Consider the following 17,357-nt stretch of genomic DNA (forward strand, 5'->3'; position numbering starts at 1 on the left):
TAGGCAAAAAAAAATACTACGGCAGCCAAGCAAGAAATCTTACCTGTGCTACCGTAGTATGAACAATGAGGCGCGCGTTCAACCCCTCGCAAAATATCCTTGAACGATAATTATTCTGTCGGCACTATAATTGGTAAGGTGACGATGAAGGTCGTTCCTTGGCCAGGTTCGCTTTCCACTCGGATATCCCCTTTATGAAGTGATACGATCTGTTTAACAATGGCTAGTCCCATCCCGCTACCGCCATACTTGCGACTGTGAGAACGATCAGCTTTAAAGAAGCGTTCAAATATACGTTCTTGGTCCTCGGGAGAAATACCAATGCCAGTGTCGGATATTCGGACGATTACATTGTCCAAATCTTGTTTGATGCTGACGTTAATCACACTGTCATCCTTGGAGAACTTGATGCTATTTCCAAGGAGATTCGTCCACACCTGACTTAACAGATCATGGTCTGCCCATACGATTACTGATTTCAAATCAAGTTCAAAACTAATGTTGCGTGCCGACCATTGGGGCTGTATCGCCACGATTACACGTCTGATCTGTTCGTCAAGACTGAACGTGATAAGCCGCAGTTGTTGGGATTGCGATTCAAGCAAGCTCAGCTTTAACAAACTATCGCTCATCTTGGACATCCGCTCCGCTTCAGCAATAATAATGTCGAGATAACGATTCCGTTCATCCTCTGTGAGGGCTACTTTCTTGAGCGCAATAGCATAACCAGATATCGAGGTAAGCGGAGACTGAACCTCATGCGACACATTCGTTACGAACTCCCTACGCATTTGCTCAAGGTGCTGCAGATCGTGCATCATTTCCTCGAAGCTATTAGCCAAGGTACCTAGCTCACCCATCTGCTTAATATTCAATTCGACATTAAAATCCCCAGTTGCTATACGCCTAGTTGCCTTTGTAAGCCTTTTGATCGGTCTCACTAAGAACATAGAAGCGACCAGTATCAATACGCTTCCCGTTATTAACGAATACGCCAAAAAATTAAATAGCAGATTCCTCGTAGAAGACAAAGTAGGAGGCACAATCGGCTCCACAAACATCGCCTTCGTTCCCATTTCAGTTTTCAAAGGTAGTCCTAAGAGGTTGGAAGAACCTATACTCGGTTTAACTTGAACAGCTTCACCAGCCAATACTTTCTTCAGTTGCTCCCTAGTCACGGTAACAGGGCTCTCTCCATTAAGCACTCCGTAAGACTCAAACTGACCGTTCTCATCGTAAATTCGAATATGGTAGGAATCAAGCTGCTTCATTCCACTTATAAGAACATCCGCTTCACGTGATGGTAAGGTTTCGTATATCCGGGCGATGTCCTGACCAAAGCGAAGTAAGGGAATTCGCAGGTTTTCGTTTAATTTATCTTGAAATACCCAGGTTGTCACAAATAGAGAAATCAGTGTGCCTCCGATCACGGAGACTAGAAAGGTCAGAACAACACGTGTATATAACGATTTGATCATTCATATACCTCAAGCCGGTAGCCAAGTCCACGGACCGTCTCAATGCGAAAATCAGATGTAGACGCGAACCGTTCGCGCAGACGTTTGATATGCACATCTATCGTTCGATCGTCTCCAGCGTAATCAATCCCCCAAATCTGATCGATTAACTGCTCGCGCGTATAGACTTGTCCGGGTGTTCCAGCGAGCTTATACAGCAATTCGAACTCCTTGAGTGGCAACGTGAATGACTCTGTTCCTCTCATCACCTTATAGGTTTGCCGATCAAGGACGACGTTGCCGAACTGGATCGTCTGAGTGGAACCAATCTTGTATCGCTTCAATAAGGATCTAACACGAACCGTCAACTCCAGCGGATCGAATGGCTTCGTCAAATAATCGTCTGTCCCCAGTTCGAAGCCCTTCACCTTCTCCCAGGTTTCACCTCTCGCAGTTAGCATAAGTAAGGGAAGATCCGGATTGGCTTTTCGGAGCTCTTTACATAACGTCCACCCATCCATAATCGGCATCATGATATCGAGTACAACAAGATCAACCTGCTTTGAGGCGTAAACGGCTAACGCTTCTTTGCCGTCTGCAGCTTCGGCTGTATCAAATCCGTCGTTACGTAGAAATAAACAGACGAGTTCGCGAATGTTCGCGTCGTCGTCAGCAACTAGTATAGTAGGCATTCGTACCCTCTTTTCCTGTTATCCATCCTAGCCATTATACTACAATATACTTCCAGCCAAGAAGGAACGCCTTCGGCATCATTTAAAGGGTGATGATCGTTTCACGAAAGCGCAAAACTTATACTTTCTTATCTTTCAAAAAAGAGCGTCTAACACGGTAATCCGCATGTAGACGCTCTTGAAGTCGTTTGACTTTACCTCCAAACGACTTACTTTTTATTCATCTTAAACTTCAGGAAGAGCTCATTGTAATGAGCAAGCATCCGTTTGCCAAGATTATCATACACCTCAAGCCGATCCGTAATCTCAGCAGGCGGGTAGAAACGGGTATCCTCGGAAGTTTCCTTCGGAAGTAGCTCCAGCGCAGGGATGTTAGGTGTGGAATAACCTACGTATTCTGCATTCTTAGCCGCTACATCTGGGCGAAGCATGAAGTTAATGAACTTATGAGCTCCATCCACATTATCCGCAGTTCGTGGAATGACCATGTTATCAAACCACTTGTTCGAGCCTTCCTCAGGCACTACATAATCCAATTTATCATTCTCATCCATGATCTCAGAAGCATCACCGGACCACACAATCCCAACAGCAGCCTCTTCATTGGCAAGCAGCATCTTGATCTCATCTCCGACAATCGCCTTAACGTTAGGAGACAGCCTATTCAGCTTGGTCAGCGCTTCTTGCAGGTGAGCCTCATCCCGATCATTAACGGAATAGTGCAGGCTGTTCAAAGCCATACCCATCACTTCACGTGCTCCATCCACCAAGAAAATGTTGTTCTTCAGCCTGCTGTCCCAGAGGGAATCCCAGCTGGTGAAATCCATCCCTTTGGTCATCTCCGGATTGAAGATAATTCCGACGGTTCCCCAGAAGTAAGGCACGGAATACTTGTTGCCAGGATCGAAGGAAAGGTCCATAAACCGCGGATCAATATTCTTTAGATTCGGAACCTTGCTATGATCCAGCGGTATGAGCAAATTTTCTTCTTTCATCTTAGCAATGGCGTAATCCGAAGGAATTACGACATCAAAAGTAGTTCCACCCTGCTCCACTTTAGTTAGCATAGCTTCATTAGAGTCAAAAGTTTGGTAAATGACCGTTAATCCGGTCTCTTTTTCAAATTCCTTCAACAGATCAGGATCGACATAGTCGCCCCAGTTATAGATAGTCAGTGTATTCCCACCGGAATAGCCCTCTCTCGAGTTCATCCAGGAGCCCAAGTACATTAGAGCGAATGCCGTGATCATGATCGCCAAAAAAGCATTTACCAGCTGTTTCATCTAGGCACCCCCGCTTCCGCCACTGGCTCCGCCACAGCTTCCGAGGTATTCTGACGGTTCTTCTTAAGGGTCAGGAAGTAATAACCGACAACGAGCAGTATCGTGAACAGGAAGATCAGTGTCGATAGCGCATTAATGGATAACGACACCCCTTGCCGAGCTCTGGAATAAATCTCAACCGATAGCGTCGAATAACCATTACCCGTTACGAAGAACGTAACTGCAAAGTCATCCAGTGAATACGTAAGTGCCATGAAGAATCCACTAAAGATCCCCGGTTTGATAATCGGCAGAATAACCTTAGTCAGAACATCCTTGCGGCTTGCGCCGAGGTCACGTGCGGCATCCGTCAGTGAAGGACTCATATCCTGTAAATGCGGCAGAATCATCAACACGGCAATCGGTACACTGAACGCGACATGCGAAAGCAGGACGGACACGAAGCCAAGCTTGATGCCTGCAATGGTGAACAGGATCAGGAACGATGCACCGATAATGACATCCGGACTAACGATCAACACGTTGTTCAGAGATAACAAGGTGTTTTTAGCACGGCGGTTCTGTACACTCTTAATGGCCAGTGCACCAATAATAGCGATAAGCGTGGCGATAGCCGAGGACAGAAGCGCGATTACAAGCGTGTTGATCATGATGATAATCAGACGGGTATCCTGAAGGACCTCACGGTAGTAATCCAGCGTAAAGCCCTCGAACTTGTGCATCGTCCCCCCGCTGTTGAACGAATAGTACATCAGATAGAAGATTGGCGCATACAGAACAGCGAACACTAGCACTAGGTACAGATTGGAGAAACCGTTTTTATTTCTCATTCCGCACCCCTTTCCGCGATCCGCCGGTAATAATCATGAACAGCGCCATAATAGCAATCAGAAACACTGCAACCGTGGAGCCCATGCCCCAGTCCTGTGTGACCAGAAAATGCTGCTCAATCGCAGTACCGAGTGTAATGACCCTGTTGCCTGCAATCAGACGAGTAATCATAAACAGGGACAGCGCTGGTATGAATACCGCCATACATCCGGAACGTACACCCGAAATGGTCAATGGAAAAATAACGCGCCGGAACGTCGTCCAGCCTGAAGCACCCAGATCACGTGCCGCATCCAGCAAGGATAAATTAAGATCCTCCAAAGCGCTGTAGATCGGCAAGATCATGAATGGGATGAAGATATACACAGATACAAATACAAAGCTGAAGCCTGTAAACAAAATTTGCTGTTCTCCGATTCCAAGCAGATCAAAGAAATTGTTGATTGGTCCGAACGTACCAAATATGCCGATAAAAGCGTAAGTTTTTAGCAGCAAATTAATCCATGTTGGTAAAATTATCAGCAATAACCATAGCTGCTTATGCTTCGTTCTCGTCAACAGATATGCCGCCGGATAGGCGACCAGCAAAGAGAATGCTGTAATCAAAAACGCATACCAGAATGAGGTCAGCGTCATTTTTAAGTACACAGGTGTAAAGAAGTTCACGTAGTTATCTAGCGTAAGATGCCCATCCAGATCAAATAGAGAATAATAGATGACAAGCAGCACTGGTGCGATTACAAACAAGGCGATCCACAGGTAATAAGGGATGAGATAATACGATCTGCCCTTATTCTTCATGACTCTCCACCTCGCCGTAAGCTTCCAGACGTTTGTCGAACTCTTCCTCCGTTTCACCAAAACGCATAACATGAATCGCTTCCGGATCAAAATAAAGGCCAATTTCACTACCTACCGTAGCCTTACGTGTAGAATGCACAAGCCATTCATGTCCGGATTCATCATAACAACTGATTTCATAGTGGACACCCCGGAACAACTGGGAATCCACTCGCACACGTAGCTTACCCTGTTCCAGCGTTGAAATTTCCAAATCCTCGGGGCGTATAACAATCTCCACAGATTCGTTTGGTTTAAGACCAGCATCAAAACATTCAAAGCGGCGCCCATTAAACTCTACCAGATAGTCTTCAATCATAACACCCGGAACAATGTTGGACTCGCCAATAAAATCAGCCACGAAACGGTTAATTGGCTCATCATAGATATCATTAGGTGTTCCGCTTTGTTCGATTTTTCCTTTGTTCATGACAAAAATCCAGTCGGACATCGCGAGTGCCTCTTCCTGGTCATGTGTAACAAAAATAAAGGTAATGCCAAGTCGTTGCTGCATTTCACGCAGTATGTACTGCATCTCTGTTCGCAGCTTCAGATCGAGCGCAGATAGCGGCTCGTCCAGCAAAAGAACCTGCGGCTCATTCACAATCGCACGAGCAATAGCCACGCGCTGACGTTGACCACCGGACATTTCGTTAATGGCACGCTGCTCGTAGCCCACAAGGTTAACGAAACTTAGCGCTTCCTGCACCTTCTTCGTGATGACGTCTTTCTTAAGCTTCTTAATGCGCAGTCCGAAAGCCACATTCTCGAATACGTTCAGGTGTGGAAACAATGCGTAATCCTGAAATACCGTATTGACCTGCCGCTCATTGGCTGGAATGTGGTTAATCACTTTACCATTTAAATAGATAGAACCGCTTGTTGGTTCTGCGAACCCAGCGATCAATCGTAGAATAGTCGTTTTACCACAGCCTGATGGACCAAGTAGTGTATAGAATTTGCCGCGCTCTATCTCAAAGCTGACTCCTTTTAACACCGGATCTTCGTCGTCATATTGCTTGGTAACCTCTTCAAATGAAATAATGGTGCCTTCCTGAATAGCTATAGCTAACAACCTCCCTGCCTAAAGTATCACAATACTATTTTACCCGCATCTCGCGGAGAACAATCGAATGGGCATGCTCAGCGCTAATAAGCGACAATTCCTCCTCTCATTCGACACTCCAATAGATATAGCATATTAGATTGTACCATTATATGCGATAGCTTACATGGATAAGGAATGCGTAAACTTAACAACTTTGTAAAATATCCAGTCCTCCAGGCCTTTTTTAAGGTGTTATAATGAAAACGAACTGAAAGACCAGACAGTTTTTTCATTTTTTTCCGAAAGAAGATGAATGATAATGAACGAGGGGTTACAAGACCGCCTTGAAAAATATGGTTTCTCACTTTACATGATACGAATTACGCTGGCCGCTTCACTTTCATGGGTCGCCGTACACAGCATATATGGTAGCCAATATTTATACTTTGCACCCCTTGCGGCTATCCTCATCACCCAAGCCAGTGTTAAAGCATCGCTAGAAAAAGGAATCTACCGCCTGATCGGCATTATTCTTGGCGGGGTCGTTAGCCTAATTGTTGGCCAGTTTTTTGATGTAGGTGGACTTTCTATCCTGCTCATTCTACTCATCGGGATTGGTATCGCTACGGCCTGTAAGATGAACATTCAAGCTGTCTCACAGGTGGGTGTTACTTCCGTCCTGGCTCTTACTTTTTACCAGAATGACTACGTGCTTTGGAGAATAGGGGAAACGTTCATTGGTGTGCTGATCGCTCTGGCCATCAATATGATTATCGTGCCGCCGAACAGGTTCGTCAAGGTAAAAGCATTGGCATTCGAAGGAAGTCTTCTACTTGCGGATGCATTAAAAGATCTTGTAGGCGTAAGACGTGATTCTCCGAAAGATAATTTGCTGGAGGAAGCAGGTAAACTCCTGTCGAATAGCAGCCGGGAACAGAAAGAAATGTTCTATACCCTCACACATTATCAGTGCCGTGGTGAACTGAAGGGACTCATACAAGCTACTTCACATCTGAAGAGCATTCATTCTTACGTCCAAGAAATTGCAGACGAAATTCGCCTTCTACCCGCGCATCATGCCTCTTCTGACTGGATGAAGGAAGTGTTGGAAGCAACTGCAGATTGTATTGCGCTTTATGGAACCAGAACTTTATCAGACGCCGAGTGCCAACGTTCTCTTGCCGATTGTATAGAGCACGCTCGAGACCTGCAACTGGCTAGTTTCTCTGAACTACAAGGGAATTGTTCGCTATCAAGCATTCGTGATCTTGGTGCGGTCTTCAGTCACTTAAACCGGGTGTTGGAGGAAGTAGAGCGGGCTAAATCTGCTACTTATGTTGTAGCCACTCGGCCCTCAACGGCTGAAGTCGCACGCGCTTTACGTTTTATTAAAAAGGGACTCTCCCAGAAGCTATAAGCTTCGGGAGTGTCCCTTTTGTTCAAATATAAGGATGCCGAAGGCGTTTATGCTTGCCTATTCATCAATATGCCCTCATACGCCCCTGATTACTACAATCACCACATAAATCAACTAAACCGACTGCTTCGCGGCACGTCCTATCCTCACATTCACCAGAACAATGCTGCTAACAATAAGCAGTAGACCAATCACAAGATTCAAAGTAATCTGCTCATTTAAAAAGACTACGCTAGTACCTATCGAGATCAGTGGAATCAAAAAAGTGAATGATCCGACCTTCCCTGCCTCGCCCTCGTTAATCAGCTTGAAATAGATCAGCCAGCCTAAAGCGATCACAAAGACTGCAATAAACAGCGTATCGGCTATAAACGTTCCACTCCAGGTGATATCCGACCACTTCTCTGTAGCAGATCCCGAAAGCAGCAAAATGATACCACCGATCGTTATTTGCATAGCGGTCATCCATAGCATATCCACGCGCACAGCATTTCGTTTCATATATACCGTTCCTAATGCCCAGCTCAAAGCACTGGCTAAAGCAAGCACAATTCCCCATACAGAGATGCTTCCGTTAAGTCCTCCAATACTGAGGGAGCCTACTCCGATGAACCCTAGCAACAGACCTGCCATTTTGAGCCCGTACATGCTCTCTCCTAACCACAGCCATGAAAAAATGCCTAGCAATACCGGCTGCAGAAATACAATGGACGAGAATAATCCTGCGGGTACATACTGCAAGCCAATTGTCTGAAATCCATAATAAAACACGATACTTAATATAGCCGAGGTCAGATAGATCGGCCATAGCTGCTTGAAGCGAAGCTCCTTCATCTTAGGAAGTGCAATTAGAATCAAAATGAATCCGCCGATGACGGTTCGGATACCTGCAAATAATAAGGGCGGAGCGTAGTCTAAGGCGATTTTGGATATAGGCCAATTTATGCCCCATACAATCACCAAAAATATAAGAAGGATGATGCTTTTCTTCTGCTGATTCATGTATTCACTCCTTGGTGTAGATTCATCACAAATGATACAATAATTAAGAATATAAATAAAATGAATAATACTCATAAGGGGCATATCATATTTGTTATGAACAATAATCAAATTCGTTTGTTCGTCAAAATCGCGGAAAGCGGTAGTTTTACCAAAGCTGGTGTAGAACTGAATATGACCCAACCTGCTGTCAGTCGAGCAATTTCCTCTCTAGAAGCCGAACTGGATGTAAAGCTATTACTTCGAGATCGACGGAACGGTCTAATGCTTACTGACATCGGCAAGCGTATCCTTGTTATTTTTCGTGAAATTCTAATGGGCTTTGATAAGGTCAATCAGGAGATTTTCGCCGAGAGGGGGCTTGAGAAGGGAAGCATTCGAATTGGGGCTTTTCCAGTGGCTTCCGCCTATTTTTTACCGAAGATTATTAGCTCTATCACTGAAAGATATCCGAATATTACGATTAGCCTGCAGGAGGGCTCTATCGCCGAAGTCAGAGAATGGCTGGAATCCAAAGAAATTGATGTTGGCTTATTACTCGCTCCTTGCGAGGCGTTCGAAACCATCCCACTATATAGAGAAAAGCTGTACGCCGTAATTAGAGATGACCATCCTTTGCGTAAACGGTCTGTCATAGGTGTGAGAGAGTTAGCGGGTGAGCCTATGCTGATCTGTAAAGCAGGTTATGAACCACCGGTGGTAGATTTATTCCGCAGAAGCAGCAGCTATCTGAATGTGAAATATGTGGTTAATAACTATGCAACAGCTCTTAATATGGTTCAAGAGGGGCTGGCTGTGGGTGTGATGTCTGAGTTATCTTTGTTATCTTTACCTCCAAATGTAGTAACCCGTGAACTGCAGCCTGACGCCTACAGAGATATACATATCGCAGTCAGCTCGCTTACCGACACTTCCATTGCTGTAAAGATGTTCATCGACACAGCTCTGGATCTTTTTACTAAGCCTAAAAAAATGGATGATGAGGAGTGCTGAAGATGAACTTTAAAAGACTTGGAAATAGCGGACTACAAGTATCCGCATTGGGACTGGGCACAAACGCTTTTGGTAAAAGGGCAGATCAAGATACCTCCATTCAGATCGTACATACTGCGCTGGATCATGGCATTAACTTTATCGATACCGCTAATATTTACGCCGGCTCCGAATCTGAGCGAATCATCGGTTTGGCCTTGGAAAGTAGAAGACATGAGGCCGTTCTCGCCACTAAAGCAGGCTTAGTTAAGCATGACGGACCTAACGGAAGCGGCTCCTCGAGGCACCATTTGATGCAGGAATTAGAAGATAGTCTTCGCCGCCTAAAAACGGACTATGTCGATCTATACCAGATTCACACCTTCGATCCCAATACGCCACTCGAAGAGACGTTACGGACCCTGGACGATATGGTATCTTCGGGCAAAGTACGCTATATCGGGGCTTCCAACTATACAGCATGGCAATTAATGAAGGCGATTGGAATTAGTGAGGCACGGAGCTTCGCCAAATATATTTCAATTCAGTGTAGCTATTCCTTAGCAGATCGGACCCCGGAGAATGAGCTTCTCTCCCTTTGTCTTGATCAAGGTGTAGGGATTATTCCTTATTTTCCACTGGCGGGCGGAATTCTCACAGGCAAATATAATTCAAACGGTTCCGCACCTTCAGGGTCCAGAGCAGATACCGATCCTAATTTCAAAAGATTCCTGAATCATGAACGGATCGAACTGGGGAACAAAGTGGGGCAGATCGCTGAAGAACTGGGAGCCTCTTCTACTGCACTTTCCTTAGCTTGGCTCATGAATCGTCCTGCCGTCTCGACAGTTATTGTTGGGGCTACACGCGTGGAGCAGCTGGAACAGAATTTGCATAGTACCTCCATTCAGCTTAACGAAGAAACAGTGAGCAAGCTGGATGAGGCAAGTGATTCCTTCCGCTTTGGCGAGCCTTTCGCTTTTTATCGGCTCCCATAATCTAGCTATTACAATGAAGGAGGGGAGTATTATGACAACACATACAACGGCTAGCATTCAAGCGATGCTTGAAGAGCATAAGGACTTTTTTAATCGTGGCGCAACTAAAGAGGTTGCCTTTCGGCTTAGTCAGCTTCAGAAACTTAAAGACAGTATTAAACGATACGAGAGTCGTATTATCACTGCCTTACAACAGGATTTAGGAAAAAGTGAGTTCGAGGCTTATGCCACAGAGATTGGCTTCACCTTGGACAGCCTAGGTTACATGATGAAGCATCTCAGACGTTGGGCGAAGCCCGTAAAGGTTAGATCACCACTGCACTTATTTCCTGCGAAGAGTTATATCTTAAGTGAACCTTACGGTACCGCGCTCATTATAGGTCCTTTTAATTATCCATTTCAGTTGCTGATCGAACCGCTTATAGGCGCCATTGCCGCTGGAAACTGCGCTGTCCTCAAGCCATCGGAGAGCACACCAGCCATTACGGCTGTTATAGAGCAGCTCATTCAGGAGACCTTCGAACCCCAGTATATTCGCGTAGTTCAGGGGGAGAAAGAGACCACCAATCTGCTGATCCATGCCAGGTTTGATTATATTTTCTTCACGGGCAGTGTTCCGGTCGGCAAAATCGTGATGGAAGCCGCTGCGAAGAATCTAGTGCCTGTAACCTTAGAGCTTGGCGGGAAAAGTCCGGTCATTGTCGACACATCAGCCAATCTTGATGTTGCAGCGAAGCGAATCGTATGGGGAAAATTATTAAATGCCGGTCAAACCTGTATCGCCCCCGATTATTTGCTCGTTCATAAGGACATTGCTAATGAATTGATCACCAAAATCAAATATCAGATTACTGAATTCTACGGTCAAAATGCGCAGCCGAATACAGATTATGGCCGGATCGTAAATGAGCGCCAGCTGCAAAGACTCGCCAGTCTCATTGAACGGGATCGGGAAAAGGTGGTTATGGGCGGAACCGTCATTTCAGAAGAACGTTATATTGAACCTACACTAATCTATCCTGCGGCTTGGACTGACGCTTCTATGGAAGATGAGATCTTCGGTCCGATCCTACCCATATTGGAATATCATCAATTGGATGAAGCTATCCGGAGTATTAACGAGCACCCAAAACCACTTGCACTTTATCTATTCACAGAGGATAAAAATGTTGAACAAGAGGTGCTTTCCCGAGTCTCTTTCGGAGGAGGCTGCATCAATGATACGATCTCGCATGTGGCGAACGCTAGCTTGCCGTTTGGTGGGGTAGGCAACTCTGGAATCGGCGGTTATCACGGGAAGCACAGCTTTGAAGTCTTTTCCCACCGCAAAAGCATCGTTAAGAGAGGCACACGAATCGACCTTGGGATTGTGTACCCACCCTATGGGAATAAGATCAAGCTAGTGCGTAAAGTATTGAAGTAGACAAAACAACAAGCCTCCCATGACCGGGAGGCTTGTTGCTTATTAAGCTTATCGGGAGAAATACTTTTCACTACTCAAACAGCTGTACCAATTTCTCTACATGCAACTCCGCGGTAGAAGGAAACCATAGCTCAGCACTCTCTTTCAAGGATGGACTTCCGGCTCCAACGGACCTCATACCAGCGGCTTTGCTGGCAGCTATCCCCTCCACTGTATCTTCGATAGCTACGCAGCAGTCAGGTGATATGCCCAGCATCTCGGTAACCTGTAAATAAATTTCCGGATCTGGCTTGCCCATACGGATGTTTTTAGGGTCAGCAATCGCCTGAAACAAGCGCCCGATCTTCAATCGTTCAAGAATCAGCATTGCATTCTCATTAACGGAAGCCAGTCCGACAGGGATCCGCTTTTTCTTCAAATCGGTCAGAAGACTATGGATACCCGGGTGCAAATCATCCGGTGTCATTTGTTGAATCAGCTGTTTATACTTTTCGTTCTTTTTGTTGCAGAGCATTCCTTTTACCGGTTGGGGTAAATTCAGACCGCTTCCCTCCAGTAGAATCTCTAAACATTCCATTCGACTATGGCCCTTCAGACGTACATGCTTCTCTCTATCAAAAGAAATCGCCAGCTCATCGGCTAAGGCTTTCCAGGCCAGATAATGATACTCACTAGAATCGGTAATAATCCCGTCCAGCTCGAAAATAACAGCTTCAAGCTGCTTCACATTTGAAAGGGTCACCGGCTTCTTTACAGTTAACTGCACAAGGCTCCCTTTATGTAGAATTTCAATCTCTTCACCTGTCAGTAGTGTATAAATCACTACCTTACTATCAACATAAATATCCAATAAGTGCCCACCACTTGTTATTTTAAACCGATAGCTGTCCCATTGTGCTGGCAAGGCAGGATTAAAGGACAGCATACCGCCACATAAGCGCATCCCACCAAACCCATTCACAATCGACAGCCAAGATCCTGCCATAGCAGCAGTATGCAGCCCGTCCTTCACATTGCGGTTAATATCATCTAAATCCATCCGTACCGTGCGGTCAAAATAGGCGTACGCCCCCGTTAAATCACCAATCTCAGCAGAAATAATACTGTGAATGCACGGTGACAAAGAAGAATCATGTGTCGTTAGCGGCTCATAGTAATTGTAATTGCGGATCTTGTCCGCCAAGCTGAACTGATCACCTAACAGAAACATGGCCATCACCAGATCTGCCTGTTTGAGCACCTGATGGCGGTAAATCACCAACGGATGGTAATGAAGCAGAAGTGGATATTTATCCGGTGACGTATGTTCAAAGTCCCACTTCTTCTTAGTCAGAAACGTATCATCCTGAGCATAGATGCCAAGCTCCTCATCAAAAGGGACATACATTTTTTCTGCGGCGACCAGCCAATCACCAGGCTCTTCCTCAGTCAGACCAATCTTGCCCTTCAGACGTTCAAAATGCTCCGGATACTGCTTTCCTAACAGTCTGGCTATCTCATATGCATAATAGAGTTGATCCCGCACCATAAGATTAGTGTATGCATTATTGTTAACGATAGCTGTATACTCATCGGGACCCGTTACTGCGTCAATACAGAACGCACCCTCCCTAGCCGGATTAAAATGACCCAGATCCACCCAAAAGCGGGAGGTCTCGAATATCATTTCCGCCCCCTCCAGGACCAGAAACTCATAATCGCCAGTTGCCCGTACATACTGTTTAATGGCATAGGCAATGTCCGCGTTAATATGCATTTGTGCCGTTCCTGCCGGAAAATAGGAAGAGTTCTCAGCCCCATCTATGGTGCGCCAAGGATACAGTGCTCCCTTCTGAGACATGACTGCTGCCCGTTCCCGTGCCTTATCTAACGTAGCATAACGAAACTCGAGTAGCTTCCGGCTAATCTCCGGCTGTGTAAATGTAAAGAAGGGTATCATATACATCTCGGTATCCCAGAAATAGTGACCTTCGTACCCTTCACCCGTCAGGCCCTTGGCCCCGATGTTCGTAACCCCGTCACGTCCTACGGATTGCAGCAATTGAAAAGCATTAAACCGGATACCCTGTTGAAGCGCAAGATCGCCCTGAATCTCTACATCGGTATGTGCCCAGAAATGATCCAGAAAAGCCCGTTGTTCATGAACAAGAGCCTCAAACCCACAATTCTCCGCCAAACGTTGTACTTCTAAGCACCTGCTCAACAGCTCGTCTTCTATATAATCCTTAGAAGTGTGATACGAAATGTACTTGGTCAGAGAGATTCTTTCCCCCATCACCACTGGTACAACCCATTGCATGGATAATCGCTGATTTTCTAGCCGCAGGAGCTTTTCATATCCAGAGCTACAATTCAGACTGTGGCTAATCCCTGTTAAAAGAGCAAACCCGGTATGCCGCGTCCTCTGTTTCATCCACAAAAAGGACTGCTCGAGCTCATGACCGGTTTCGACTAGCAGCAAGTTGGGTTCCTTACTCCCTGATCCCAGCCGGGGGTCATCCGTGACCTCCGGCCTTTGGATCTCACCATCGATCGATGAAGTAATCGTTAGGGTTCCCTCAAAATTCAATGCCTTGACCTCGTAATCTATGGCCGCTAAATGTTTATGCTGCATGGCCACCATCCGACGAATGTTCAGCTGTACCCTGTGTCCGGCAGGAGATTCCCATTCTACCTGCCGATGCAAGATCCCATTTCGCATATCCAGCTTCCGTTCATAACGGTGCACTTGCCCACTGTTCAACTGAAAGGTATGACCTTCAATGCTGAGTTCAATAATCTTGGCGTCCGTCACGTTCAGCATAGCTTGGTTGCGGGAAGGATACCCATAAGCTCCCTCTGGATACACAATAGGCTCGGAATCAAAAAATCCATTCAAGTAGTTCCCTATTACAGATGAGCCCGAGTGGCCATGGTAACCTTCCTCGAAATTACCGCGCATGCCAATGTATCCATTACCCAGAGCAAATACACTTTCGCTTCTTTGATTGTTCTCTTCATCATAAGTCTCCTCATCAAGACTCCACTCCCGGTAAGGATACACCGCAGCCGGATGTACGTATGGTTTCATCTTCATCTCTCTATGCTCCTCCTGACACAGTTTTGTTCAATTAGCTATACTTTATCCTTATAATTCCTGCAATGTTCAAGTCAACCTTTTATTGATCCACCCATAAGCCCTCTGACGAAATACTTTTGCAGCAGGAAAAAAATCGCAAGCGGCATCAGCATGGAGATAAATGCAGCCGAGGTGAGTAAATGCCAGTCGTTGCCTCGTGAGCCTACTAAGTCGGCGATCTTCATCGACATGACCTGCACTGACGGTTGATTGCCGATAAAAATCAGCGAGACTAAATAGTCATTCCACACCCATAGGAATTGAAAGATTCCGATAGAAGCCAGTGCAGGCACAGATAACGGTAGAATCAGCCTACTGAAAATAGTGAAATGGCTCGCCCCATCCATAAAAGCTGACTCAAACAAATCCTTAGGAAGCTGACTGATAAAGTTATACATAAAGTAGGTAACCAGCGGTAATCCAAAGGCCGTATGCGCCAGCCAAATGCCCAAGTAACTTCCGTTCAGCCCAAGAGCCGTATAATCTTTAAGCACTGGAATAAGTGCCACTTGTATTGGAATAACGAGCATTGCGATAATGATGACAAAAAGCGTGCGGCGTCCAGGAAAACGTAGCCAAGCAAAAGCATAGGCGGCAAAAGAAGCGATCAACACCGGAATGACCGTCGCCGGAACAGCAATCGTCAGTGTATTCCAGAAGGCCTGCGACAATCCGGTACCCTTTTGCACCGTTTCACTGCCATCAGCTTGCTTGAGTTTGTATTCCTTGCCCGAGAGCACGTTATTGTAGTTATCCAATGTGAGATCTGGTGTCATTTTCCAGCCTTGTTCCTGTTGATTTATGGTACGCGCTCTGCGGTTCTCCCACATCAAACGACTGCCATCGGCCTTCACGCCTGCCTTCAGCTGCTCATCGGTATAGGTTTTACCGTTTACCTCGATCGGCTCCCGCAGATCCACATCCTTCGATAGCTGAAGGGTCTCTCCAGCCTTCCACTCCTGATGGGGGAAAGCTTTCCACCATCCAGTCTGCAGAATATCGGCAGCCGGACGGAAGGAGGAAATGAACAGCCCAAGGGTCGGAAGCAACCAAATGAAACAAATCACACCCAGCACGATATTAACAATCGTCTTGCTACCTTTTCTCTTCTTTTTCCCGGCCATTAGAATCCCCCTTGCTTACGGAACTGACGTAGATTGATTATGATCACAGGTAACACCGCGATCAGCAGAACAATAGCCAGCGTGGAGCCGTAACCGAAATTCCGGTACATAAAGAATTGGCGGTAAAACTGTGTAGCCACTACCTCTGTATCGTATTGACCTCCTGTCATCACCATGACGACGTCAAATATTTTCAATGTAAAGACGATAATGGTCGTTGTCACAGTCAGAATGGTTGCTGAAATGTAGGGGATCATGATTCCAAAGAAGATCTTCACCTCATTAGCACCATCCACTCGTGCAGCTTCCAATATGTCGTCAGGAACTCCCTTAATAGCTGCCGAGAATATCACCATCGCAAATCCGGTCTGCATCCAGATCAGAATGATGATGAGGAAAAAGTTATTCCACGGCTGAAGCATACTCGTCCATGCCTGTGGTTCTCCCCCAAAATAAGTAACGATGGCGTTCAAAAGTCCAATTTGTTCATCGCCGGGTTGATAGTAATATACAAACTTCCAAATAACGCCTGCGGCTACAAAAGAAATAGCCATCGGCATAAAAATGATCGATTTAGCTAGCTTCTCATAGCTGCTTCTGTCGGCAAGAATTGCAATCAAGAGCCCAAAAGCTACACATGCCAGTGTACCAACGAAAACCCAAAGTAAGTTGTTACGCAGTGCCGTCGCCATTAGATGGTCGCTAAAGATCGCTGCATAGTTGCTGAGACCTACAAATTTCTCTGAAGAAGCATTGAATAAGCTTAAATACAGCGTCCGCAGCGCAGGCAGCACCAATAGCCACCCCAATATAATCACTGCCGGACCAATAAAAATATAAGGCAATACCTTTCGGCGTACGTAATCAGGATATTGCTCGACTGCCCAGGTAAGTGTGTAATAGATCAGATAAACACCCAGAACCCCCCATAGAACAGCCAGAACCGCCGTTAGTAGCGGATTTAGCGTTGAATCCCGAAAGAATAAAAAGATCGAGCCATTAACAACAACATTGGCTATTAATACTAAAAGAGACAGCAATACCACCCTAAGGCTTACCGTCTGCTTGGCTTTTAATTGTGGCTTCATTTGTGGTTGTAGTTGTGATTGTCCACCCATATTAGCTCCAGCTCCTCCTATACTCGCGCTTTGG

General features: G+C 45.8%; 14 protein-coding genes. 4 read left to right on the forward strand and 10 right to left on the reverse strand.

The genetic code is table 11. From position 1 onward, the window contains the following. Positions 1 to 110 precede the first annotated feature (110 nt). The 6 genes from MKX41_RS23305 to MKX41_RS23330 all read right to left on the reverse strand — a co-directional run bounded on the left by MKX41_RS23305 (position 111) and on the right by MKX41_RS23330 (position 6,163). Complete coding sequence (locus MKX41_RS23305) at positions 111 to 1,478, reverse strand: sensor histidine kinase (RefSeq protein ID WP_340973342.1); 1,368 nt, start codon at positions 1,476 to 1,478, stop codon at positions 111 to 113. Beyond that, complete coding sequence (locus tag MKX41_RS23310) at positions 1,475 to 2,149, reverse strand: response regulator transcription factor (protein ID WP_340973343.1); 675 nt, start codon at positions 2,147 to 2,149, stop codon at positions 1,475 to 1,477. The genes MKX41_RS23305 and MKX41_RS23310 overlap by 4 nt, the downstream gene beginning before the upstream one ends. Before the next feature lie 209 nt (positions 2,150 to 2,358). Then, a complete protein-coding gene (locus MKX41_RS23315) occupies positions 2,359 to 3,432 on the reverse strand; it encodes an ABC transporter substrate-binding protein (protein WP_076284904.1) in 1,074 nt (357 codons plus the stop codon). Next, the gene (locus MKX41_RS23320) at positions 3,429 to 4,262 is read right to left on the reverse strand and encodes an ABC transporter permease (RefSeq protein WP_042131492.1); all 834 of its coding nucleotides are present in this window, start codon (positions 4,260 to 4,262) and stop codon (positions 3,429 to 3,431) included. Before MKX41_RS23320 ends, MKX41_RS23315 begins: the two co-directional genes overlap by 4 nt. Beyond that, entirely contained in the window at positions 4,252 to 5,064 is an 813-nt protein-coding gene (locus tag MKX41_RS23325; RefSeq protein ID WP_042192705.1) for an ABC transporter permease, read from the reverse strand. Before MKX41_RS23325 ends, MKX41_RS23320 begins: the two co-directional genes overlap by 11 nt. Then, positions 5,054 to 6,163, reverse strand: a complete 1,110-nt coding sequence (locus MKX41_RS23330; RefSeq protein ID WP_042194671.1) for an ABC transporter ATP-binding protein — start codon at positions 6,161 to 6,163, stop codon at positions 5,054 to 5,056. Before MKX41_RS23330 ends, MKX41_RS23325 begins: the two co-directional genes overlap by 11 nt. 307 nt (positions 6,164 to 6,470) lie before the next feature. Between MKX41_RS23330 and MKX41_RS23335 the strand changes: the two genes are divergently transcribed. Then, complete coding sequence (locus MKX41_RS23335) at positions 6,471 to 7,568, forward strand: FUSC family protein (RefSeq protein WP_340973346.1); 1,098 nt, start codon at positions 6,471 to 6,473, stop codon at positions 7,566 to 7,568. Positions 7,569 to 7,682: 114 nt separating this feature from the next. Here the strand turns inward: MKX41_RS23335 and MKX41_RS23340 are convergent, their stop codons facing one another. Beyond that, entirely contained in the window at positions 7,683 to 8,570 is an 888-nt protein-coding gene (locus MKX41_RS23340) for a DMT family transporter (protein ID WP_339799311.1), read from the reverse strand. Between the two features lie 96 nt (positions 8,571 to 8,666). Between MKX41_RS23340 and MKX41_RS23345 the strand changes: the two genes are divergently transcribed. The 3 genes from MKX41_RS23345 to MKX41_RS23355 are packed head-to-tail and all read left to right on the forward strand — an operon-like array spanning position 8,667 to position 11,963. Next, entirely contained in the window at positions 8,667 to 9,563 is an 897-nt protein-coding gene (locus MKX41_RS23345) for a LysR family transcriptional regulator (protein WP_340973347.1), read from the forward strand. 2 nt (positions 9,564 to 9,565) lie between these two features. Further along, positions 9,566 to 10,540 carry an aldo/keto reductase gene (locus tag MKX41_RS23350; RefSeq protein ID WP_340973348.1) on the forward strand — a complete coding sequence of 325 codons (975 nt, stop codon included), beginning with the start codon at positions 9,566 to 9,568 and terminating at the stop codon, positions 10,538 to 10,540. Positions 10,541 to 10,571: 31 nt separating this feature from the next. After that, on the forward strand, positions 10,572 to 11,963 hold the full coding sequence (locus tag MKX41_RS23355; protein ID WP_340973349.1) for an aldehyde dehydrogenase: 1,392 nt from the start codon (positions 10,572 to 10,574) through the stop codon (positions 11,961 to 11,963). Positions 11,964 to 12,033: 70 nt separating this feature from the next. On the opposite strand, the gene pgmB is transcribed toward MKX41_RS23355, so the two are convergent. The 3 genes from pgmB to MKX41_RS23370 form a co-directional block, all read right to left on the reverse strand. Next, positions 12,034 to 15,039 carry a beta-phosphoglucomutase gene (gene pgmB / locus MKX41_RS23360; RefSeq protein ID WP_340973351.1) on the reverse strand — a complete coding sequence of 1,002 codons (3,006 nt, stop codon included), beginning with the start codon at positions 15,037 to 15,039 and terminating at the stop codon, positions 12,034 to 12,036. Between the two features lie 74 nt (positions 15,040 to 15,113). Then, positions 15,114 to 16,205 carry a carbohydrate ABC transporter permease gene (locus tag MKX41_RS23365; protein ID WP_094868352.1) on the reverse strand — a complete coding sequence of 364 codons (1,092 nt, stop codon included), beginning with the start codon at positions 16,203 to 16,205 and terminating at the stop codon, positions 15,114 to 15,116. Then, on the reverse strand, positions 16,205 to 17,293 hold the full coding sequence (locus MKX41_RS23370) for a carbohydrate ABC transporter permease (protein ID WP_340975036.1): 1,089 nt from the start codon (positions 17,291 to 17,293) through the stop codon (positions 16,205 to 16,207). The genes MKX41_RS23365 and MKX41_RS23370 overlap by 1 nt, the downstream gene beginning before the upstream one ends. Positions 17,294 to 17,357 lie beyond the last annotated feature (64 nt).

Source organism: Paenibacillus sp. FSL R5-0475 (genome assembly GCF_038004585.1).
Classification (GTDB): domain Bacteria; phylum Bacillota; class Bacilli; order Paenibacillales; family Paenibacillaceae; genus Paenibacillus_AQ.

Bases quoted from the DNA above. Each gene is read 5' to 3' on its own strand.
- MKX41_RS23315 (WP_076284904.1), bottom strand. From the start codon at position 3,432: ATGAAACAGCTGGTAAATGCTTTTTTGGCGATCATGATCACGGCATTC.
- MKX41_RS23350 (WP_340973348.1), top strand. From the start codon at position 9,566: ATGAACTTTAAAAGACTTGGAAATAGCGGACTACAAGTATCCGCATTG.
- MKX41_RS23305 (WP_340973342.1), bottom strand. From the start codon at position 1,478: ATGATCAAATCGTTATATACACGTGTTGTTCTGACCTTTCTAGTCTCC.
- MKX41_RS23340 (WP_339799311.1), bottom strand. From the start codon at position 8,570: ATGAATCAGCAGAAGAAAAGCATCATCCTTCTTATATTTTTGGTGATT.
- MKX41_RS23325 (WP_042192705.1), bottom strand. From the start codon at position 5,064: ATGAAGAATAAGGGCAGATCGTATTATCTCATCCCTTATTACCTGTGG.
- MKX41_RS23345 (WP_340973347.1), top strand. From the start codon at position 8,667: ATGAACAATAATCAAATTCGTTTGTTCGTCAAAATCGCGGAAAGCGGT.
- MKX41_RS23365 (WP_094868352.1), bottom strand. From the start codon at position 16,205: ATGGCCGGGAAAAAGAAGAGAAAAGGTAGCAAGACGATTGTTAATATC.
- pgmB (WP_340973351.1), bottom strand. From the start codon at position 15,039: ATGAAGATGAAACCATACGTACATCCGGCTGCGGTGTATCCTTACCGG.
- MKX41_RS23370 (WP_340975036.1), bottom strand. From the start codon at position 17,293: ATGAAGCCACAATTAAAAGCCAAGCAGACGGTAAGCCTTAGGGTGGTA.
- MKX41_RS23310 (WP_340973343.1), bottom strand. From the start codon at position 2,149: ATGCCTACTATACTAGTTGCTGACGACGACGCGAACATTCGCGAACTC.
- MKX41_RS23335 (WP_340973346.1), top strand. From the start codon at position 6,471: ATGAACGAGGGGTTACAAGACCGCCTTGAAAAATATGGTTTCTCACTT.
- MKX41_RS23355 (WP_340973349.1), top strand. From the start codon at position 10,572: ATGACAACACATACAACGGCTAGCATTCAAGCGATGCTTGAAGAGCAT.
- MKX41_RS23320 (WP_042131492.1), bottom strand. From the start codon at position 4,262: ATGAGAAATAAAAACGGTTTCTCCAATCTGTACCTAGTGCTAGTGTTC.